The sequence below is a fragment of the Collimonas sp. genome (assembly GCF_044339385.1).
Classification (GTDB): domain Bacteria; phylum Pseudomonadota; class Gammaproteobacteria; order Burkholderiales; family Burkholderiaceae_D; genus Collimonas.
Genome location: NZ_JBIIVN010000003.1, coordinates 13,833 through 34,913, shown reverse-complemented (window position 1 = coordinate 34,913; position 21,081 = coordinate 13,833). Strand labels below are relative to the sequence as shown.

Here is a 21,081-nt window from a genome sequence, read left to right as displayed (position 1 = left end):
TTAAGTATCTGCCGGACTACAGCATCAGTTGCTGTGCAATCGGACATTTGAAAATCACCTTCATGCGCGCGCCGACAGGAATCCATGGTGACAGAAAAGTGCATCCCCGCCCGCGTGGCGATGACATGGTTATCGTTGTATCGAAACAGCTTGGCAGGTCTCCTTGATTTTTACTTATTACCGGTTTATTTTTTGCGAAAGCGGAATACCGCAAGACTACCACGCCAGTTGGGCAAGACCGAGACCGGCTGGCCGTGGTGCAGCGCCACGCATTCGAGCACTTCCAATCCGACCTGGTTCGCCAACTCTTCAAAATCCTTGATGGTTGCGCAACGCAGATTGGGCGTGTCATACCATTCGTAAGGCAGGCTCTTGGAGACCGGCATGCGACCGCGCAATAGCGCCACTCTATGCGGCCAGTAGGCAAAATTGGGGAACGACACGATCGCCTCACGGCCAACGCGGGCAATATCGCGCAAGACGCCCTCGACATTCTTCATCATCTGCAGCGCCGACAGGCATAGCACGGTGTCAAAGGCGTTGTCGGCAAACAGCGTCAGGCCGGCCTCCAGATCCTGTTGAATGACCGAGACGCCACGCGTGACGCACGCCGGAATCTTGTCATCGTCGATCTCGACGCCGTAACCGGCACATTGCTTGTCGGACTGCAAGTAATCCAGCATGACGCCGTCGCCGCATCCTAAATCAAGCACTTGCGAGTGCGCCGGTACCCAATGCGCGATGAAGGCCAGGTCGGGACGCAAATTGCTCAATTGCTGGAAATTCATGCGCTTGCTCCTGTCACTTCGGTCTGGTCGTTGATTGTCGATGATTGCGGCAGCCCCAACTCCTGCCAGATGCGGTTGTAATATTCACGCACCACGCTCATATAACGCGGATCATCCAACAGGAAAGCGTCGTGGCCGTGCGGTGCATCAATCTCGGCATAGCTGACGCGGCGCTTGTTGTTGACCAGCGCCTGCACGATTTCGCGGCTGCGCTCCGGCGCGAAGCGCCAATCGGTCATGAACGACACCAGCAGGAACTGCGCCTGGGTCTTGCTCAAAGCGCGCGTCAGATCGTCGTCGAACTCCTTGGCCGGATCGAAATAATCGAGCGCCTTGGTAATCAGCAAATAGGTATTGGCATCGAAATATTCAGAAAATTTATCGCCTTGATAACGCAGGTACGATTCGATTTCAAAATCGATACCAAAGCCGAACTGGTACTCGCCGGAGCGCAGATCGCGGCCGAATTTTTCAGCCATGTCGTCATCCGACAGATACGTAATGTGGCCAACCATGCGCGCTACCCGCAAGCCGTTCTTGGGCACCACACCATGCGCGTAATAATCACCGCCGTGAAATCCCGGATCGGTCAGGATCGCCTGGCGGGTGACATCGTTGAATGCAATATTCTGCGCCGACAGCTTGGCGGTCGAGGCGATCACCAAGCAGTGGCGCAGCCGGTCCGGATACATCAGGCTCCACGCCAGCGCCTGCATGCCGCCCAGCGAACCGCCCATGACCGCGGCGAAGCGCACGATGTCCAGCGCATCGGCCAGCCGCGCCTGAGCCTGCACCCAGTCTTCGACCGTGACCACCGGGAAATCGGCGCCGTAGGGCTTGCCGGTGGCGGGATTGACATGCATCGGGCCGGTTGAACCGAAACAAGAACCGAGATTGTTGACACCGATGACGAAAAATTTATCGGTGTCGAGCGGCTTACCCGGCCCCACCATATTGTCCCACCAGCCGACATTCTTTTCATCGTCCTGATACACGCCGGCGACGTGATGCGAGGCGTTCAGCGCATGGCAAACCAGCACTGCATTGGATTTGTCGGCATTGAGGCTGCCATAGGTTTCGTATACCAGCGTGTAATCCGCCAGCAGCGCGCCGCTTTGCAACTGCAGCGGCGTCGCGAAATGCATCGATTGCGGTGAAACTATTCCTTGGGACATGGTTCGGGCGCCAGGAGGTCATTGACAATAAAAAAAGCCCGAAAGCTTGCGCTAGTTGGGATAATCAAGGGCTTGTAGTTCAAGCTCGCTTTAGCCCTATTTATTTGGCACTCCCGATCCATGACGGATCCGGCAATGCCGCGCGCCCGCAAGCTGACGTGGTAAGACCAATCAAATCGGCGCGATACGCAAGAATAACCAAGTCGAGCGCTGGCGTCAAGCGCTACTAAATTATCAGCCTCCTATGCCGTCGCCCGCATTTGCCCCACCGCCGCCGCAATCGCGCTGGGTTCGGTGCTGCGCAGGATCTTTTTGGTTTGTTGCGTCAGGTCGTCGAGATCGCTGTTCAGGATTTCTTGCTTGACCGCAAGCAATTGTGCCGGATGCATTGAAAACTCCAGCAAGCCCATGCCGAGCAGCAAACGGGTGAATTTAACGTCGCCGGCCATTTCGCCGCATACCGAGACCGGAATCCCGGCCTTGCGGCCCATCGCGATCACGCTCGACAACAGGAACAGCACTGCCGGGTGCAGCGGGTTGTACAGGTGCGCCACCTCGTGATCGACGCGATCGATTGCTAACGTGTACTGGATCAGGTCGTTGGTGCCGATTGACAAAAAATCCATGCGCTTGATGAACATCGGCAGCGCCAAAGCGGCGGCCGGAATTTCGATCATGGCGCCGGTCTTGATATTTTCGTCGAACGCAATGCCTTCATCGCGCAGTTGCTGCTTGGCTTGCTCGATGATGGCCAGGGTCTGGTCGATTTCAAAGGCGTGCGCCAGCATCGGGATCAGCAATTTGACAGTGCCGAAAGCGGAAGCGCGAAGGATCGCCCGCAGTTGCGTCAGAAACAATTGCGGCTCGGCCAGGCAATAACGGATCGCGCGCAGACCCAGGGCCGGGTTCAGGGCGGTCTGCTCATCCTTGTTGAGCGGCTTGTCGGCACCGACATCCAACGTGCGGATGGTTACCGGGCGCCCCTTCATCGCCACCACCGCCTGCCGATACGATTCAAACTGCTCATCCTCGGTTGGCAACTGGTGCTGTGAGCCGATCCGGCCCATGAGCAGGAACTCGGAGCGGAACAAACCGACGCCGCTGGCGCCGGACTCCAGCGCCGACGCACAATCGCTTGGCAGATCAATGTTGGCCAGCAGACTGATTTCGGTGCCGTCCAGCGTAACCGCGCGGGTTTTCTTGATCTTGCCGAGTTTGCGGCGGGCCCGCAGTTGATGCGCCTGGCGCTCCCGGTATTGCTTTAATATCAGCGGCGCCGGATCGACGATCACTACGCCGGCGTCGCCGTCGATGATGATCCAGTCATCCTGCTTGATCATCTTGGAGGCATTGTTCATGCCGACCGCAGCCGGGATATCGAGACTGCGGGCGACAATCGCGGTGTGCGAGTTCTGACCGCCCAGATCGGTGACGAAACCGGCAAAGGCGCGACCGCGGAACTGCAACATGTCGGCTGGCGAAATGTCGTACGCCACCACCACGATATTGGCGAAGGATGCACCGTCGCTGTCGATTTCCGGCAGGCGGGTGGCGGTGCCGGTGAGGACTTTCAGCAAGCGCTCGCCGACCTGCAGCACATCCATCTTGCGCTCGCGCAGATAGGTATCTTCAATTTCATCGAACTGCGCCGACAATTCATCGATTTGCGTCACCAGCGCCCATTCGGCGTTGTACTGGCGGTTGCGAATGATATCGAGCGACATCTCGGCCAGCATCGGGTCCGACAGGATCAGCAGATGGACGTCGACAAACGCCCCTAGCTCGGGCGGCGATTCTTTCGGCAAATCGTTGCGAATGGTCTGCAGCTCGGCGCGCACCTCGGCCACCGCATTTTGCAGACGCTGGACTTCAGCCTCGACCTCGGTCTCGCCGATGACGTAATGTTTGACGTCCATTGCCGCCAGCGCGAGCAGGTGAGCGCGGCCAATAGCGATACCGCGCGATACCGGAATGCCATGTAGGGTAAAGGATGCCATCTGGTGAGCCCGCTGGAAAATTCAATTCAAATGATCGTGGCACGGAGATGTGGTATAAGTCTCAGCGTCTGGCATCAGGTGCTGTGTCGGCAAGGCCATCCCTGCGACAAATTACCTTATCGCCAACCGATTCAACAAGAAACATCAAGTCGCCAAGTAGTGCCCAAGTAAGTTGCCGCGACAGGCGGCGATCACCCGGGTTTATTCGCCTTCGCCAAATTTGTCCTGAATCAGTTGGTTGAGGGCATCGAAACAGGCTCTTTCGTCCTCACCCTCTGCTTCCAACAGGATCGTACTACCCTTGCCGGCTGCCAGCATCATGACACCCATGATCGACTTGGCATTGACGCGGCGCTTGTTGCGCGTCATCCACACTTCGCTTTTGAACTTACTTGCCAGTTGTGTAAATTTGGCCGAGGCACGAGCGTGCAGGCCGAGCTTATTAATAATTTCGATTTCTTGTTGAATCATTTTGTCTTTTAATTAGTGTTGTTTTATTAAAATGCAACTTTACCTGATCGCTACGCCGTCAGTGCGACGTCAGTAATATCGCCGTCCGGTCTCAGTGAGATGCCCGAACCCGGTTATCGACCCGCACCGCGCCGCCCTGCCCCCCGGCCAGCGCCATTTCAGTGACCACATCCAGCGTATCGTTACGATAAGTCAGCGCCCGGAGCAGCATCGGCAGGCTGATTCCGGCAATCACCTGAGTCTGATTACCGCTACAGAACGGCAGTGTGCAATTAGACGGCGTACCGCCCATGACGTCAGTAATTACCAGCACGCCAGAGCCATCGTCGAGCCGCGCTGCAGCCTGCTTGGCCAGTTTTTGCACTTCAACCGGATTCTGGTCGGCGATGACGTCAATCGCTTCGAGTCGCTCCGGAACCTGACGAAACACATGAGCAGCAGCGGCGATGAATGCCTGCCCCAGCGGGGCGTGGGTTAATAGAAGAATGCCAATCATAATGTTGATCTCAAATCCGCTTGGCGGATCTATCCGGTTTACAACGGTTTTACAGCAACTTGCATCGCGCCTGCTTGCTTAACTGCTTGCTCAAGCAACAATTCAGGATAACTAAACTAAAAACAAACTCCCGGCCTACTTCAGCGCTGCTTCCAGCGCATCAATGAACATGGCGGCAACATCGAAACCGCTTTGTTGCTTGATTTCCTGAAAACAAGTCGGGCTGGTGACATTCACCTCTGTCAGGTAGTCTCCGATCACATCTAATCCTACCAGTAACAAGCCGCGCTGTGCCAACACCGGGCCAAGCGCTTCGCCGATTTCGCGATCGCGCTCGGTCAGCGGCTGCGCCACGCCAATTCCGCCGGCAGCCAGGTTGCCGCGCACTTCGCTGCCTTGCGGAATCCGCGCCAGCGAATACGGCACCACCTTGCCGCCAATCACCAGCACGCGCTTGTCGCCGGCGACGATCTCCGGGATGAAGCGCTGAATCATGATGGTGCGATTGCCGTTGTCGGTCAGAGTTTCGATGATCGATCCGAGATTCAGCGCATCCTGCCGCACCCGGAAAATACCGGCGCCGCCCATACCGTCTAGCGGCTTCAGGATCACATCCTGATGTTCAGCATGGAAAGCGCGCAGACGAGCGGCATCACGCGTGACCAGGGTTGGCGAAGTGAATTTGGAAAATTGCGCGATTGCCAACTTTTCATTGTGATCACGGATTGCCTGCGGTTTGTTGAACACCCGTGCGCCTTGCGCCTCGGCCAGTTCCAGCAGATAGGTGGTGTAGATGTACTCCATGTCGAAAGGCGGGTCCTTGCGCAGCAGGATCGCATCGAATTGCGACAGAAACATCGACGTCGCCGGGCTGGCCCGATACCAGTCCTTGGCGTCCCCGGTCAGCGTCACACGCGCCACGCTGGCGGTGACGATCCCGCTTTCCAGGGCCATGTCTTTTGGCTCGAAAGCATAGATCGTATGGCCGCGTTTGACCGCCTCGACCATCATTGCGTAGGTCGAGTCTTTATAGGTTTTGAAGGTGTCCAGGGGGTCGGCGAGGAAAGCGATTTTCATTTTTTCAGATCCATATTGTTGAATGGCTGTTTAGTATTCTTCCGGATTCGGATCGGTCTTCTCCATCTCCAGCGACGCCGCCAGCAACCCCAGCCGCGCCACCACACCATACATATAAAAACGGTTGGGTGCGGTGGTGCCTGGCTTGGCCAGCATATCCGGCAGCGCGTGCTGCTGGGCGAATGCGAGCGGTACGAAATGCGCGCCGGGGGCGTTCAGATTTTCGTTGATGCCGCGTTCGGCGTGGACCCGGTAAAAACCGCCGACCACGTACCGGTCGATCATGTACACCACCGGTTCGGCGACCGCGTCATTAATGTGCTCGAAGGTATGCACGCCTTCCTGGATGATCAGGTCGTGGATCTCGCCTCCGGCCTTGCCTTGCGAGAGTTTCTCGCGCTGCTTGCGACTGAGTTCCTTGATCTGACCGACTTCAGTCACGCTCATCACGCACATGCCGTCGGTGCCGGCATCGGCTTTGACGATCACAAACGGTTTTTCCGTGATGCCGTATTCCTTGTATTTCTTACGGATCTTCGCCAGCAGTGAACTGACGCTAGCGGCCAGCTTGTCTTCACCGTCGTTGGCCTGGAAATCAACCTGATCGACCTTGGCGAAGAAAGGATTGAGCATCCACGGATCGACATCAACCAGCTTGGCGAATTTCTTCACCACGTCGTCGTAGGCGGAAAAATGGTTGCTCTTGCGGCGCACCGTCCAGCCGGCATGCAGCGGCGGCAGCAGGTTTTGTTCGTTGAGGCGTTCCAGGATGCCCGGCGTGCCGGAGGGCAGATCACTATTCAACAGGATGGTGCACGGATCGAAATTCTTTAGACCCAGGCGACGGCCGTTGGCGGAGCGTTCAAGCGGCTCCAGCGTGATGGTGCTGCCGTCCGGCAGTTCGATGGTCTGCGCGTCTTTCAAATCCGGCGACAACGAGCCGAGCCGGACATGCAGGCCGGTCTGGCGGAAAATCTGCATCAGCCGGGCGACATTCTGCAAATAAAAAGTATTGCGCGCGTTCATCTCCGGCAACAACAACAAATTTTTGGCGTCCGGACAATATTTTTCGATGGCGGCCATCGCCGCCTGGACCGCCAGCGGCAGCATTTCCGGTGAGAGATTATTGAAACCACCCGGAAACAGGTTGGTATCGACCGGCGCCAGCTTGAAGCCTGAATTGCGCAAATCCACCGAGCAATAGAACGGCGGCGTATGCTCTTGCCATTCCATGCGGAACCAGCGCTCAATGGCCGGGGTAGCTGTGAGAATTTTCTTTTCTAGGTCAAGCAAGGGGCCATTCAGGGCCGTGACTAGGTGGGGAACCATAAAAACTTTCTCTGTGAAACTAAATGGCGTCGTTTAAAGCTGATTTTTAAAGCTAATTAATTGCAAATTAATCGCCAATTACTAACTAATTACTAGCTAATTACTAACTAATTACTAGCTAATTACTAGCTAATTACTAGCTAATTACTAGCTAATTACTAGCTAATTACTAGCTAATTACTAGCTAATTACTAGCTAATTACTAGCTAATTACTAGCTAATTACTAGCTAATTACTAGACAACAGCCTCTTGCGAAAGTGTATTCGGCGTCAAAACCAGATACGCAGAAGAGACGCCGATTCTAACGGCAATTGCACAATTTCGCCGCTCCGCCGACGCACTGTTGCTAAAACGGTGTGGAAACCCGGTGGTGAGGAAGCTCGGCAAGCCTGCGTCAGCTTTAAGTCGGGCCGCTTGCGTTTTTTTAAAGTACCCGGAAAGAAAAAAAGCGCCCTCTTGGTGCCTTCTGCATCATGTCACATTGACATCAATTCGGATAGTATCTCATTGCGCCGCGCTCAAACCAGTTTCTTGTACATGAAACTGGTGTCGGCCAACCTGCCGGTAGTCGAGCGTGCGTAGTCGGGAATCACTCCTGCCAACTGATAGCCGAGGGAGCGATACAGCGATTCCCCGGCATCACCGGTGCGTGTGTCGAGCGTCAATAGAGAACGGCCCTCGGCACGGGCGACCGCCTCGGCCTGTTGCATCAGGCTGCGCGCTACGCCTTGACGACGCGCGTCGGGATGCACCAGCAACTTGGAAATCTCGGCCCGATGGCTGCCATTGGCTGGCGTGGCCAGCAGCACCTGCACCGTGCCAACCACTTGCCCGGCAACCCGCGCCACCAGCAGACGACGGCCACCGCTGACCAGCGAACCATTGACGCCATACCAGAATGAAAACGCATCCTCGGCATCCGGCACGCCCAAAAAGCCGACACTGGCACCGTGCCTGACGCAAGCCATCAAAATATCAGCGAGCGCGCCCACCACCTGATCGAACTGGCCGGCCCTGATGTCTTCCACCGTGCACGTTGGCAGTTGTTGCGCCGCGCTACTCGGGTTCACTTTGACCACTCCGTATACAGATAAAACTCAACAGCTTAAACACAAAATCCCAGGTTATGACTGCGGACCCGGGATCACATGGCTTCGATCAAACCGCCGGATGGCCGCCGCTGCGGCCATCCGGCAAAATCAAACTAGACTTAATAGTGATAGGCGGATTCGCCGTGGCTGGAGATATCCAGGCCTTCGCGCTCTTGCTCTTCAGTCACACGCAGTCCCATGACGATGTCGACCAGCTTGAACGCGATGAACGAAACCACGCCGGACCAGATCAACGTCGTCATCACACCTTCGAACTGGATCCACAGCTGGCCGCTGATCGAATAGTCTGGCAACACGGCATTGGTCACATAGTCATAGATACCGGTGCCGCCGAGGCTAGGCGCAGCAAACACGCCCGTCAGCAGAGCACCCATGATGCCGCCCACGCCGTGCACGCCGAACACATCCAACGCATCGTCCGCGCCCAGCAACCTTTTCAGGCCAGTGACGCCCCACAAGCAGACGAAGCCAGCCAGCAGACCCATGATCAACGCCCCAATCGGGCCGACAAAACCAGCCGCAGGGGTGATCGCCACCAAACCGGCGACAGCGCCGGAAGCGCCGCCCAGCATCGAAGGCTTGCCTTTACCGATCCACTCGCCGGCGCTCCAGCTGAGGACGGCAGCAGAAGTCGCCAACAGAGTATTGATGAATGCCAGCGCGGCACTACCGTTTGCTTCCAACGCCGAACCACAACAACGAAGCGCCAACCATGGTCAAGGCCAGGCTGTGCGGCTTGAACGCCTCCTTGCCGAAACCGACGCGCTTGCCGATCACATACGAACCAACCAAACCGGCGATGGCCGCATTGATGTGCACCACGGTGCCGCCGGCGAAATCGAGTGCGCCTTTTTGGAACAGCCAGCCACCGGCGGCGGTCAGCTTTTCAGCTGCGGCAGCATCGGTGAAACCGTCCGGACCGGGCCAGAACCAGACCATGTGCGCAATCGGCAGATAAGCGAATGTGAACCACAAAACGGTGAACACCAGGATCGCGGAAAACTTGGCGCGCTCGGCAAATGCGCCGATGATCAGTGCGCAAGTAATGGCGGCAAACGCGCCCTGAAACACCACATAAGCGAACTCCGGAACGATCACGCCTTTGCTGAAGGTACCGGCGACAGAATCCGGCGTCATGCCGTGCAAGAACAAGCGGCTGAAGCCGCCAAAGAATGAATTGCCTTCAGTGAACGCAACGCTGTAGCCGTAAATAATCCACAGTACGATGATCAGCGAGAAGATGGTAAAACATTGCATCAGCACCGACAGCATGTTCTTGCTGCGCACCAGGCCGCCATAGAACAGGCCCAGGCCTGGCAAGGTCATCAGGATCACAAATGCGGTACATACCAGCAGCCAGGCGGTGTCGCCCTTGTTGGGCACTGGCGCGGCAGGCGCTGCTGATGCTGCAGGCGCGGCAGCAGTTGCGGTTGCGGTTGCGGCAGGTGCAGCAGATGTGATAACCGCCGGTGCGGCTGCGGCCGGTGCCACGGCACTGGGTGCCGCCGCACCGGCACTGGCCGCTGCGGATGCGTCATCCGCGGCCGACGCCGGCGCCATCGCGGTAGCTGCAAGCATCAGCGTGCACGACGCCAAAACCGTAGCAAACATTCTTTTGATATTCATATTTTTATCCCCTTACTTAGATTGCGTCTTTGCCGGTTTCACCGGTACGAATACGAATGACTTCTTGCAGATCAAAGACAAAGATCTTGCCGTCGCCGATCTTGCTGGTGCGCGCCGCTGTCTCGATGGCTTCCACCGCTTGCTCGAGGATCGAATCGTCGACTGCCGCTTCGATTTTTGTCTTCGGTAAGAAATCGACGACGTACTCCGCACCGCGATACAGCTCGGTGTGCCCTTTCTGGCGGCCGAAGCCTTTGACTTCTGTCACGGTGATGCCTTGTACGCCAATCGCCGACAGCGCTTCGCGCACCTCGTCGAGCTTGAACGGTTTGATGATCGCGGTTATCAGTTTTATGTTGGCCTCGTTATGGTCAGTTCAAATTTCTAGATTGCGGTATGTTGTAGTTAGCATCGCGCAACGCGTCAGAAGGTTTTTGCCAGTGAGAACACAACACCGTTGCGGCCCAGATTCTTGCCGCTTGGACTGACGTAAGCGCCATCCTTGGCGTTGGTGCCGACAAAAGCCAGGCCCAACGTCACACCGCCGATCTGGTCGAAAGTCTTGGTGACCCCGGCTTTCCAGTCGGTATAACTGGCGAAGCTGAAATTCTCGACAGTCTGGTGGCCAACATGCAGGCCGAGCGTGACACTCGCGCCGACATCAAAATTGGCACCGGCATCGTAGTAAGCGCTGTTCTTGCTGTTGGCGGTGTCAAACAGATTGGTCAGCGCATGCGAGTATTTGAAGTAAGCAGGGCCGTAGCCGAGCTGGCCATACAGTTCGAAGGTATTGGCGTTGCGGCCGATCTGCGTGTAATTGTTGGCCGGGTAGTAGTACAGGCCACCGATGTCATAGGTAAAACCGCCTGGCAGATCGCCGCGCTTACCGCCGTAGATATCCCACTCAACCGGACGCTTGCCGCTGGTACCGGTATTGGCGCTGTCGACCGCATCCTTGATCCATTTGATGTTGGATAGCCAGGTGCCCGCATACAGGCCGGTCGGGTTGTTGGTGTAATCGGCACCGCCCTGCACCGCAGGATCAAAGCGCGTTTGCGAAATGCCGCGGAAACGGTAATCGTTGACCAGGCCGATGTTGTAACTGACTTCATTATCGGGCTTGGCATCTTCGGCATGCGCAAATCCGGTGGCGAAACTTGTTGCTATTGCGGCCGCTAAAATCAGCTTTTTCATGTGAGTCCCTGTTGGTATGTTGAATGAAAAACCGATAAATCGTTACTCTTCAAACATTCCATAGCAGAACCCATGCCAACCGCCGGGCCCGTCCTGTTGCCGCAGTGCTGCAAGCCGCCGCTTGCGACGCATTTAGCGGCAACGATTCGTGACTGTGAATGACAAAAACTTTTCAAAAACAAATAAGCTGCCCAAAAACGCACCTCCATGATGCACGCCGAAGAAGGGCGCCTTATTTTGGTGTGATGATTGCCGCATTTTCCCCCATAGCGTTCAATGGCTCAGCCTATAAAAAGACCGATAACATAACTTCAAGACAATTTTCAATGGTGCACGAACCCAATGATACCATATGGCAACTTTAGAGCAGCATCGCGCAACGCCCCGGATTCAGGCAATATCGCAAGCAATGCAAGCAGATTTTTCAACCACACCTCCTCACCAGACCATGCAAAGCACAGCCATGCCCCAACCATCCGCCACCGACACCGGCCGACCGCTCTCAGATTGGAAGCCAGCACCACGGCCGCAACCGATCCCGCTGCAGGGCGCCAGCACGAGATGCAGCCGATTTGTATGAAGCCGGACATGCCGCCGACGCCGACCCGACCCAATGGGATTTCCTCAGCGCCAGGCCGTTTGCCAATGCGCAAGAGTTCAGCGCCTGGCTCAACAGCTGTGCCGCCAGCAGTAACCCACTGTTTTTTACCGTAGTCGATCAACACAGCGGCAAGGCGACCGGCCTGCTGAGCTATCTGGCCATCGCGCCGGAACACGGCTCGATAGAAATCGGCCATATCTGGTTCAGCGCGCGCATGCAACGCACACGCCAGGCCACCGAAGCGATTTACCTGCTGGCACGCCATGCGTTTGACGATCTCGGCTACCGCCGCCTGGAATGGAAATGCAATTCGCTCAATCGACGTTCGCAGCGGGCCGCATTGCGCTTCGGTTTCACCGCTGAAGGTCTGTTCCGTCAACATCGCGTGTTCAAAGGCAAGAACCGCGACACCGCATGGTTTTCGATGCTCGATAGCGAATGGCCGTTACAACGCGCAATCTTCGAAGCCTGGCTGCACGCCGATAATTTCGACAGCAGCGGCAAACAAAAGAAATCACTGCAGCAAATTCGCGCCGAACAGCTCTGGCCTGCGCGGCTTGACTGCATCAACTGCGGCCGCGAAGCGCGTAAAAATGCTTCGCGGCTCTCACGGCCGCAGTGCATCATCAGCAAGTTGCGTATTTTCTATTGATATTCTTGCGACGCTGCTCCGGAAATGTCGACTATCTGCGTTGCCCCAGCGCCAGCGCCAGCGCCAGCGCCAGCGGCAGCGGCAGCGGCTGCCGTGCCAACCGCAAAGCTGGCGACCACTATCTCATTTCCACAACAAGCCCAGATTGATTGCTTACCTTCCGCTCGGCGATCTGCTAAGTTTGGAGCGAGTACTAATTGGGTGCTACTTGTTATGCTCGCGGCCGCAGGTACGGAGCGACGCACCAGGCGCGGGATGCAGGCGTTTGCGAACAAAGATTCCTCGATCAGCAGCGCTATCTGCCCAACAATCATGTTCCCCGTCTTCGGTACATAGAAATGCACACAATAACTCCTCCTGAATACTCTGCGCCCGCGAAGTTTTTTCATTGGCTGACCGTCATCCTTCTGGTGATCCAGTACTCGATCGGCTGGCTGATGCCTGATATCGGACGCAATACGCAGCCGCTCGGATTGATCAGCTGGCACCTGTCCATCGGCGCGCTGATCGTGTTGCTGGTAATGATCAGGCTGCTATGGCGCTGGATCCACGGCCCGACTGCGCAAGCGCAGATCGTGTCGCCGCGGTTGCACCGGGTTGCGCAAGGTACCCACTTACTGCTGTATTTTTTGCTGCTGGCTTTTCCCCTCATGGGCTGGGCCAATGCCTCGTCGCGCGGCTGGCCGGTATCTTTGTTCGGCGTACTTCCTTTGCCGACGCTCTCATCCAAGGGCTCGCGATTAGGCCACACCCTTGGCGACATGCATCAGTTGCTCGTCTGGGTACTGATCGCCGTCATCGCCTTGCATGTTGCAGCGGCGCTGTACCACCACCTCATCCTCAAAGATGACACACTGCGGCGCACGCTACCGGGCCGCTAAAATTCAGCAATTTCCACACAACGGTTTTAGCCAGACCCAGCTGCAATAGCTGGCGACAATGCGGTGGTTCAACCGCAGGGTATAGGTCATGTAGTTGTAACATTCTGTAACTATGATGACGCTTTTTTTACAATACCTGAAGCCATACAAATGCGACTCCGACACCCTTTCCTGCTTGGTCAGCTGGCGCTGGCCGTCGCTGCGACACTAACATTAACAGCTTGCGGCGGCGGATCAAACGATCCACAAACGACTTTACCTGGCGCACCGTCAGCGCTGATCATTCCGCCACCGCCAGAGGACCCCGGCTATGTCGATACGGCGGCGGTTGCCGCTTCGATTCCGGCCTTTGTCGATAACGCGGCAAGCAACCAGCGCGGCGACGCCCGCTATGCAACTCTGGAAACGAATGCTGGCGTGCGTATTCTGGCCGGCTTTAAGGAAATTTGGCAGCCGCTCACCGATATCGTGGATGCTGGCGTCACCGCTCCCGCCGTGGGTAATTTCCCGGCGATTGTGCCATCGGCATGGACCGGCGTTCCGGACGATGGCACCCCGGGCGGCACAGTACTCAACGCAGCAGTGCACAACGCCAACATACAATACGTCGTCACAGCAACCTCGAACCGCACCCCAGATCAAGCAACGGCAGCTTATCTGGATGATCGGCGCGGCAAGGGATATAGCGTCACCGATGGCATGGGCCCTCTGACGACAGCATGGCGTCAGGCAGCACAACAAACGACAAGCATCACCACAGTGCCGGCCGACGCCACCACTGTTTTGTAAAACGATAGCGGCAACAACACCGGCGTCGGCGGCAGTGCCAATCCGGGGTTTGGCGGCGGCGTCGATTTTGTCAACGCAATGAGCAACAATGGTTCAACAGAACCGGCCAAGCGTTTTTACAAGTACACACGGCCATTCCGCTGGAACAGCAATGTGGTTGTCTTGCCGGCTCTGGTGCCGGCAAAAAGCACAACACCAGCCACCGACGGCGGCTTTACCAGCGGCCATTCGGCAGAAGCTACCCGCGACGCAGTGGCGATGGCCTATGCGGTTCCTGAGCGCTTCCAGGAGATGATTGCCCGTGGCCTGGAATTGGGCGAGAACCGGATTTTGGCCGGTATGCATTCGCCACTGGACGTCATCAGCGGGCGCGTACAAGCGCAAGCCGTGGTGGCAGCCAATCTGCTCGATCCAGCGAATGCGGCTGCCAAGGTTGCTGCCGTCAAGCAAGCGCATGCGACGCTGATGGCGCAAACCAATACCACGCCGGATACCTTCAATGCGTTTGCTCACTCGTCTGACACCAACACTGATCGCTTTGCCGATTACGCCGTCAACAAAGCAAACTATTTGCGCCGGATGACTTACGGCTTTGCGCAAATCGGTAAAACAACCGCGCCGGCGATCGTACCCAAGGGCGCCGAAGTACTATTGGAGACGCGCTTGCCTTACCTCAGGGATGAGCAACGCCGCGTGGTGTTAAAGACCACAGCGATTGCTTCAGGATATCCGGTATTGGACGATCCGGAAGGCTGGGGCCGCCTCAATCTATTTGCCGCAGCGGACGGATATGCTGCGTTCAATGGCAATGTTGTGGTATCGATGGACGCCAGCAAGGGCGGGTTCTTTGCAGCCGACAAATGGCGCAATGACATCTCAGGCACGGGTAAGCTGACCAAGCAAGGCAGCGGCGTTCTGACATTGAGCGGCAAAAAAATACCTGGAGCGGCGGCACCCAGCTGGAGGGTGGCACGCTGGAAGGAAATTCCGTATCGGCCTTCGGTATCGGCGATGTCTACGTTCGCAGCGGTACGCTGGCGAGCAATGCTCCTGCGGCACTGACCATTTCCGGAAAATATACGCAATTGGCGACCAGCACATTGGAGCTCAATCTTGGCAATGGCCAGCAAGGAAAATTTGCTGTCGCCGGCAATATGACGATTGCCGGTGGCACGCTGCGCGTCAAATTCCAGGGCGGCTACAAGCCTGCTCCGGGAGAAACACTAAATATCATTACCGCAGGCAGCTTGAAAGGAAAATTTGATGCGATCTCTGTAGACGGCTTCTCCGCGACGCCGTTGTACAGCGATACCGGTCTGCAATTACGTATCGGCGCCTGATGGCCGGTTGAGGCCGTGAGGCAGGTTGAGACTCGCCAAAACCTGCCAAGACCCGCATGCCGTTCAGTTGAGACTGGACGGCATTTTTATTTGCAAGAACAGCGAGAGTTGCACCCATGAGCGGTCGTTGGGCCGACTTCGCGTCCGAAAACACTAGTGCCTGCACCAACAAATGGACTGGCACGCGGATAAGCGTCGCCGCGCCTGTTGTTAGTAAGAGTCCGATTCGTGTAGACAGCGTGAGTATCCCTGCAATGACGATGGCGATAGACGCCGGAACCGGCGCGGTACGTATCCTCTGTCCATGCAATGTAGATCGCAACATTCAAGAATACCGCCAGTGATATGGCACGTTCGAGCAGGCTGCTGACCGCGGCGCTCATGCGCAGGCGCACGAACACAGGCAGGACGCGAACAGGCAGGCTAGTGCTCAGCAAGGCCAGAATGGCCCGGCTATGAGAGGAAATCATCATGCCCCGGCCCGCCACATCCGCCAGGTGCTGAAGGTGATACCAGGCAGCCAAAACCACACTGGCCCCAGTGCTGCCAATAGCCCAAGCAGCGCGGATCCGGCCTTGCAAGAAAATACAGATCAAATTGGGTTCAAAGCTCAGTTGCCCCTTTTTTGCGGAACAATTTTTGCAATCCCGCTCGGTAACAACATCGTTGCCCCGGCAACACCTGGAAAATTTTCTGCCAGTAGCCGCTGTGCACAAGTCAACCTTAAGTCTCTCAACACGGCCGCCGCAAGACGGAAAATTGCTTAAACCGCGTGGTCGGTTCATAATTTGAATACCAGCGCGGGACGCATCGGTTATCATTTTTCATATTGTCGAGGCGAGCGCAATCGGCCACGCGACGGCGCTCATGAAACTCCGTCCCGCCAGACTTTTCCACCTTCAGAGGACGATCATGAACAAACCTAATTTCTTCGACGACATTCAAGCCAAGATCAATCAAGCGATTGAAAACTCACCTGCCAAAGACATCGAGAAAAACGTCAAGGCCATGCTGGGCCAGGGCTTCTCCAAGCTTGATCTGGTGACTCGCGAAGAATTCGACGTGCAAACGCAAGTGCTGGCAACCACCCGCGCCAAGCTGGAAGCACTGGAAGCGCGCGTGACGGAACTTGAAGCCCAATTGAAGCGCTCTTGATTCCGCCAAGACGGTGACGCTAGCGGTATTAAAAAGTCGGGCGCTGGCAGGCATGCAAGCACCCGAAGTTACAGTGGAAGTCCATCTGGCCAATGGCCTGCCCTCCTTCACCATCGTCGGCCTGCCCGAAACCGAGGTCAAGGAATCCAAGGACCGGGTCCGCGCAGCATTGCAAAACGCCCGCTTCGAATTCCCCTCGCGCCGTATTACTGTCAATCTGGCACCAGCCGACCTGCCCAAGGAATCCGGACGCTTCGATCTCCCTATCGCACTCGGCATACTGGCGGCATCCGGACAAATGCCGGCGGATGAACTCGATGCCTACGAATTCGCCGGAGAACTGTCGCTGTCGGGCGAGCTGAGGCCCATTCGCGGCGCGCTTGCGATGACTTTTGCCATGACCTCGGATAACCGGAATGCCGGGGCATCCAAGGCAGAGGGTAGCGCCTCAGCAACACCAGCCCCATCGGCGCGCGCCTTCATCCTGCCGCGCGCCAACGCGGACGAAGCGGCGCTGGTGTCGAATGCACATGTTCTGCCGGCGCAATCGTTGTTGCAGGTATGCGCGCATTTCTCCTCTCGACAAGCCGATACCAGACTGCAACGTCATATACCCCGACCGCAATCGAAGCCTCGCAGCCATGCCGACTTCAGCGATGTCAAAGGACAGTTGCAAGCCAAGCGTGCTTTGGAGGTAGCCGCGGCCGGCAACCATAGCGTGTTGTTGATCGGGCCGCCCGGCACAGGAAAATCGATGCTGGCTTTACGGTTTCCGGGAATCCTGCCGCCGATGACTGATCTGGAAGCGCTGGAATCGGCAGCCGTACAATCGCTGACGAAAGGATTTTCGGGAGAGGCCTGGAAAATCCGTCCTTATCGCGCCCCGCATCACACCGCATCGGCGGTGGCGCTGGTCGGTGGCGGTAGCCCGCCGCGTCCCGGCGAAATTTCACTCGCGCATCGCGGCGTTTTGCTTCTCGATGAATTGCCGGAATTCGATCGCCGCGTCCTCGAAGTGCTGCGCGAGCCACTCGAATCGGGTCACATCACGATTTCCAGGGCAGCGCAACAAGCCGACTTTCCGGCTCGCTTTCAATTGATCGCAGCGATGAATCCCTGCCCCTGCGGCTATCTCGGTCATGCGACCCGGGAATGCCGCTGCACGCCAGATGGCATCGCCCGCTACCAGAACAAGATTTCCGGTCCGCTGCTGGATCGCATCGACATGCAGATTCAGGTTCCGGCAGTGCCTCACGAGCAATTGCTGCAGCAAGCCGATGGCGAGCCATCAGCACTTATTGCCGCCCGCGTCGAGCAGGCGCATGAGCTTCAGTTGTCACGCCAGGGCAAACAAAACCAGGCGTTATCTACCAGCGAAATCGATCACTTCTGCAAACCCGACAGCGCCGGCGAAAACATATTACGCAGCGCGATGACGCATCTGCACTGGTCTGCGCGCGGCTACCATCGGGCACTGAAACTAGCACGCACCATCGCCGATCTGGCTGGTGCCGAAAACATTGCGGTGACCCATGTCGCCGAAGCCATTCAGTACCGGCGGGCCTTGCGTGATACCTAGTTGAGGCTAGGCGTTGCGTATCAATGGCGCGCTATTTTTGGCTAGGTTGCTTTGATCAGGTTGTCGCGCAATGCGGCGACTGCGCCTTGAACGCTGGAAAATTCGCTATCGGTCAAACCGCAGGCGCTGACCAGATTCATGTCGAGTCCCTTTTCGCGCAGGCGTCGGCCGGCATCGGTCAGACTGACCAGCACCTGGCGTTCGTCGCTAGGATCTATCCGGCGTTTTAGATAGCCCATCGACTCCAGCTTCTTGAGAATCGGCGTGAGCGTGTTCGATTCCAGGAACAGCTTCTCGCCGATGCTGCTGACCGTCTGATGATCCTGCTCCCACAACACGATGATGACGATGTACTGAGTGTATGTGAGGCCGAGCGCTTCCAGTATTGGTTTGTATGCTTTTCCGAAGGCGAGATTGGTCGAGTAGATGGCAAAGCATAAAAACTCGGAAAGTTTCGGGCTCCTCTTATTGGTGGTGTTGGGCATGGTCTTGCGACTCCTTGTGAATGCAAATAACTGTGCCGCCAGCGCACAGGGGAGATGGCGGTTTTTGCCGCCAAAACTTTCCGGCAAGCATTAAAATAGCATACATTATACATCGCGCACGATTTAATAGCATATATTGACATATCGCAATTCCCCGATATAATCAGCGCTGTTGTTGGATGACCTCGGATGTAAATTAACTTACCCTAACGATTGCCAGCCGGTTGGCAATCCCAGTCTTTAGAGAGGATTGATCATGACTAAAATAGAAAAAGTGCTGTACACAGGTAAAACCCACACCTCTTCGGGCGGCCGCAGCGGCACCTCGCGTAGCTCCGACGGTCGTCTCGATATTCAATTGTCGCCACCTGGCGGCAACGGCACCAATCCAGAACAACTGTTCGCGGCTGGCTGGTCGGCCTGCTTCATCGGTGCGATGGGGTTGGCGGCAGGCAAGTTGAAAGTGGCTCTGCCTTCCGACCTCTCGGTAGATGCCGAAGTCGATCTGGGCACCACCGATGGCGGCTATTTCCTGCAAGCGCGCCTCAACGTCAGCCTGCCTGGCATTGATCGCGAAGTCGCTCGGGCACTGGTGAATGCAGCCCACGAAACCTGCCCTTACTCCAAGGCCACACGCGGCAACATCGGCGTGGAAATCAATCTGGTCTGAGCCGCTGATGACGCTGATCTGATGCGGCGCTGAAGCGCAACCAGGCTCAGCGATAAAAAGCCCGCCGTTACCATCAGGCATCGGCGGGCTTTTGTTTACTGGCTAAGTACAGATGGCTTCTACGGAAGCGCGATACGACACTCAGCTCAGATCATGCAGGGTGGCAGCGGTATTCAGCTTTCAACCGAGCTGTTAATCATTCATCCATCAGCTCATCTTTGGCACTCCCAGCCTGGCTTCCAAGCCGCCCTCGGCGAGGTTGTGCAGCGACAGCGTAGCGCCCATCATCAGCGTCAGTTGCCGTGAGATAGCCAGCCCGAGCCCGGTGCCGCTGGCGTTGCGACTGCGCGATTCTTCCACACGATAGAAAGGTTCGAATACGGCTTCCAGCAAATCCTCTGGAATGCCCGGCCCGCTATCGCGCACGAGGATTGTCAAGGGCGTGTCGGCAGGCGATGCGGCGGCGATGATGCGGGCGTTGCCGCCATATTTCAAGGCATTGTCGATCAGATTGCCAAGGACGCGCCGTAATGCCTGCGGACGGGTTACCAGGGTCGTGCCGATGCGGCCCTCCAGCACCACGTCGCTACCGGCATCGACATAGTCGCACACCATACTGTCGAGCAAGGCATCGGGATCAATCGACATGGCGGCTCTGCGGTGCCGTGCAGGGTCCGGGCAAATGCCACTCCCTCCTTGACCAGATTTTCCATCTCGTGCAGGTCCTGCTGCAGCTTGACGTGCGGGGGGGGTTCATCCATCACGTCGACCCGCAACCGCATGCGCGTAATAGGTGTCTGCAAATCATGCGAAATCGCTGCCAGAATTTGTACGCGCTCGGTCATGTAGGTGGCAATCCGATCCTGCATGGCATTGAAAGCCTTGGATGCGCGCGCCACTTCCCAAGGGCCGTTCTCGGGCAGGCGCGTGGCCTTGAGATCGGGGCCGAGCGTGTCAGCCGCGGCCGCCATTGTGTGCAACGGACGCGTCGCCAGCCTTACCGCAAACCAGCAGCAAGCAGCTAGCAAGAAAAGTTGCAACAGCAGCACCAGCGGCAGCCATGGTGAAACCGGTAAGCCCCACACCGGACGCATGTCGATGGTCAGCGGAGTGCCGTCGCTGAGCTTCAGATGCACTTGCATGTGCTCTTTGTCGCCGGGTATGGCGTTGACGGTCAGCGCGTAGGTTTTTCCGATGCCGTCGGCGATTGATTTCTCTACCATTTGCGACAAGCGGGCGTCGGGCCGTGCACCGGGAGTCGCAGGAATGCCGGAATCGAGAGCAAAAGTGTAAGTACGGCGCGCCAGACGCGGTAGCCACTCAACCCGTTCGGCGGGCGATAAGCGATCGAGCAGCGCCACCGAACTGACTGCTTCACGCTCGATGTAACCCATCATGACATTGGTGGAGGCTTGATCACGCTCGGTCAGCGTCAGCCAGAACGACAGGGTCTGCGCCAGCACCAGGCCAATGCAGAGAATCAGAGTCAGCCAGGCGAACAGTGTGCGTGACCAACGCAAAAAAGGGAGGGTCATTGGTTGCTCTCGATCAATATTGCGACGACCGGAAATACTCAGACCCATTGCGTAGCACCTTGATGTCGCTCTGTGTATCGCGTCGACTATCAGGATATGGCCCAAGATATGACTCAAGACAGGGCTCA

The 21,081-nt window shown here is 56.9% G+C and carries 16 protein-coding genes and 3 pseudogenes; 6 read left to right on the top strand and 13 right to left on the bottom strand.

Features of this window, described 5'->3' with window-relative positions; translation table 11 throughout:
• Nucleotides 1–185: 185 nt before the first annotated feature.
• The 11 genes and pseudogenes from metW to ACIQ0R_RS00555 form a co-directional block, all read right to left on the bottom strand.
• Nucleotides 186–788 (bottom strand): methionine biosynthesis protein MetW, encoded by a 603-nt coding sequence (gene metW, locus ACIQ0R_RS00605; RefSeq protein ID WP_395822646.1) that lies wholly within the window; start codon nt 786–788, stop codon nt 186–188.
• Nucleotides 785–1,963, bottom strand: a complete 1,179-nt coding sequence (locus ACIQ0R_RS00600) for a homoserine O-acetyltransferase (RefSeq protein WP_395822644.1) — start codon at nt 1,961–1,963, stop codon at nt 785–787. Before ACIQ0R_RS00600 ends, metW begins: the two co-directional genes overlap by 4 nt.
• Before the next feature lie 242 nt (nt 1,964–2,205).
• Nucleotides 2,206–3,960, bottom strand: a complete 1,755-nt coding sequence (gene ptsP, locus ACIQ0R_RS00595; protein ID WP_395822642.1) for a phosphoenolpyruvate--protein phosphotransferase — start codon at nt 3,958–3,960, stop codon at nt 2,206–2,208.
• A gap of 201 nt (nt 3,961–4,161) precedes the next feature.
• Nucleotides 4,162–4,431 carry an HPr family phosphocarrier protein gene (locus tag ACIQ0R_RS00590; protein WP_395822640.1) on the bottom strand — a complete coding sequence of 90 codons (270 nt, stop codon included), beginning with the start codon at nt 4,429–4,431 and terminating at the stop codon, nt 4,162–4,164.
• 91 nt (nt 4,432–4,522) lie between these two features.
• Nucleotides 4,523–4,927 (bottom strand): PTS sugar transporter subunit IIA, encoded by a 405-nt coding sequence (locus ACIQ0R_RS00585; RefSeq protein ID WP_395822638.1) that lies wholly within the window; start codon nt 4,925–4,927, stop codon nt 4,523–4,525.
• A gap of 135 nt (nt 4,928–5,062) precedes the next feature.
• Nucleotides 5,063–6,004, bottom strand: coding sequence for a glutathione synthase (gshB, locus tag ACIQ0R_RS00580; protein ID WP_395822636.1), 942 nt, complete (start codon nt 6,002–6,004; stop codon nt 5,063–5,065).
• Nucleotides 6,005–6,034: 30 nt separating this feature from the next.
• The gene (gshA, locus tag ACIQ0R_RS00575) at nt 6,035–7,333 is read right to left on the bottom strand and encodes a glutamate--cysteine ligase (RefSeq protein WP_395822634.1); all 1,299 of its coding nucleotides are present in this window, start codon (nt 7,331–7,333) and stop codon (nt 6,035–6,037) included.
• A 519-nt stretch (nt 7,334–7,852) separates the two neighbouring features.
• Nucleotides 7,853–8,404 carry a GNAT family N-acetyltransferase gene (locus ACIQ0R_RS00570; RefSeq protein WP_395822632.1) on the bottom strand — a complete coding sequence of 184 codons (552 nt, stop codon included), beginning with the start codon at nt 8,402–8,404 and terminating at the stop codon, nt 7,853–7,855.
• Between the two features lie 140 nt (nt 8,405–8,544).
• Nucleotides 8,545–10,057, bottom strand: a pseudogene (gene amt / locus ACIQ0R_RS00565) (ammonium transporter).
• Nucleotides 10,058–10,088: 31 nt separating this feature from the next.
• Nucleotides 10,089–10,427, bottom strand: a complete 339-nt coding sequence (locus ACIQ0R_RS00560) for a P-II family nitrogen regulator (protein ID WP_395822660.1) — start codon at nt 10,425–10,427, stop codon at nt 10,089–10,091.
• A gap of 68 nt (nt 10,428–10,495) precedes the next feature.
• Nucleotides 10,496–11,266 carry a TorF family putative porin gene (locus ACIQ0R_RS00555; RefSeq protein WP_395822630.1) on the bottom strand — a complete coding sequence of 257 codons (771 nt, stop codon included), beginning with the start codon at nt 11,264–11,266 and terminating at the stop codon, nt 10,496–10,498.
• Nucleotides 11,267–11,838: 572 nt separating this feature from the next.
• Here ACIQ0R_RS00555 and ACIQ0R_RS00550 point away from each other — a divergent pair.
• The 5 genes and pseudogenes from ACIQ0R_RS00550 (at nt 11,839) to ACIQ0R_RS00530 (ending at nt 18,263) form a co-directional block, all read left to right on the top strand.
• Nucleotides 11,839–12,519: a GNAT family N-acetyltransferase gene (locus tag ACIQ0R_RS00550; RefSeq protein WP_395822628.1), complete on the top strand. Its 681-nt coding sequence runs from the start codon at nt 11,839–11,841 to the stop codon at nt 12,517–12,519.
• Nucleotides 12,520–12,857: 338 nt separating this feature from the next.
• Complete coding sequence (locus ACIQ0R_RS00545; RefSeq protein WP_395822626.1) at nt 12,858–13,400, top strand: cytochrome b; 543 nt, start codon at nt 12,858–12,860, stop codon at nt 13,398–13,400.
• A 150-nt stretch (nt 13,401–13,550) separates the two neighbouring features.
• A pseudogene (locus tag ACIQ0R_RS00540) lies at nt 13,551–15,529 on the top strand (phosphatase PAP2 family protein).
• Nucleotides 15,530–16,441: 912 nt separating this feature from the next.
• Nucleotides 16,442–16,684 (top strand): accessory factor UbiK family protein, encoded by a 243-nt coding sequence (locus tag ACIQ0R_RS00535; RefSeq protein ID WP_395822624.1) that lies wholly within the window; start codon nt 16,442–16,444, stop codon nt 16,682–16,684.
• A 13-nt stretch (nt 16,685–16,697) separates the two neighbouring features.
• Entirely contained in the window at nt 16,698–18,263 is a 1,566-nt protein-coding gene (locus ACIQ0R_RS00530) for a YifB family Mg chelatase-like AAA ATPase (RefSeq protein WP_395822622.1), read from the top strand.
• Nucleotides 18,264–18,304: 41 nt separating this feature from the next.
• On the opposite strand, the gene ACIQ0R_RS00525 is transcribed toward ACIQ0R_RS00530, so the two are convergent.
• Nucleotides 18,305–18,748 (bottom strand): MarR family winged helix-turn-helix transcriptional regulator, encoded by a 444-nt coding sequence (locus tag ACIQ0R_RS00525; RefSeq protein ID WP_395822620.1) that lies wholly within the window; start codon nt 18,746–18,748, stop codon nt 18,305–18,307.
• A 256-nt stretch (nt 18,749–19,004) separates the two neighbouring features.
• Here ACIQ0R_RS00525 and ACIQ0R_RS00520 point away from each other — a divergent pair, with 256 nt between their 5' ends.
• Nucleotides 19,005–19,418 (top strand): organic hydroperoxide resistance protein, encoded by a 414-nt coding sequence (locus ACIQ0R_RS00520; protein ID WP_395822618.1) that lies wholly within the window; start codon nt 19,005–19,007, stop codon nt 19,416–19,418.
• A gap of 207 nt (nt 19,419–19,625) precedes the next feature.
• Here ACIQ0R_RS00520 and ACIQ0R_RS00515 read toward each other — a convergent pair.
• A pseudogene (locus ACIQ0R_RS00515) lies at nt 19,626–20,953 on the bottom strand (ATP-binding protein).
• Nucleotides 20,954–21,081: the final 128 nt, after the last annotated feature.

What these genes read in the sequence shown, in the direction of transcription:
- ACIQ0R_RS00525 (WP_395822620.1), bottom strand. Translation starts at nt 18,748, where the DNA reads ATGCCCAACACCACCAATAAGAGGAGCCCGAAACTTTCCGAGTTTTTA.
- ACIQ0R_RS00585 (WP_395822638.1), bottom strand. Translation starts at nt 4,927, where the DNA reads ATGATTGGCATTCTTCTATTAACCCACGCCCCGCTGGGGCAGGCATTC.
- ACIQ0R_RS00600 (WP_395822644.1), bottom strand. Translation starts at nt 1,963, where the DNA reads ATGTCCCAAGGAATAGTTTCACCGCAATCGATGCATTTCGCGACGCCG.
- gshA (WP_395822634.1), bottom strand. Translation starts at nt 7,333, where the DNA reads ATGGTTCCCCACCTAGTCACGGCCCTGAATGGCCCCTTGCTTGACCTA.
- metW (WP_395822646.1), bottom strand. Translation starts at nt 788, where the DNA reads ATGAATTTCCAGCAATTGAGCAATTTGCGTCCCGACCTGGCCTTCATC.
- ACIQ0R_RS00555 (WP_395822630.1), bottom strand. Translation starts at nt 11,266, where the DNA reads ATGAAAAAGCTGATTTTAGCGGCCGCAATAGCAACAAGTTTCGCCACC.
- gshB (WP_395822636.1), bottom strand. Translation starts at nt 6,004, where the DNA reads ATGAAAATCGCTTTCCTCGCCGACCCCCTGGACACCTTCAAAACCTAT.
- ACIQ0R_RS00520 (WP_395822618.1), top strand. Translation starts at nt 19,005, where the DNA reads ATGACTAAAATAGAAAAAGTGCTGTACACAGGTAAAACCCACACCTCT.
- ptsP (WP_395822642.1), bottom strand. Translation starts at nt 3,960, where the DNA reads ATGGCATCCTTTACCCTACATGGCATTCCGGTATCGCGCGGTATCGCT.
- ACIQ0R_RS00590 (WP_395822640.1), bottom strand. Translation starts at nt 4,431, where the DNA reads ATGATTCAACAAGAAATCGAAATTATTAATAAGCTCGGCCTGCACGCT.
- ACIQ0R_RS00545 (WP_395822626.1), top strand. Translation starts at nt 12,858, where the DNA reads ATGCACACAATAACTCCTCCTGAATACTCTGCGCCCGCGAAGTTTTTT.
- ACIQ0R_RS00535 (WP_395822624.1), top strand. Translation starts at nt 16,442, where the DNA reads ATGAACAAACCTAATTTCTTCGACGACATTCAAGCCAAGATCAATCAA.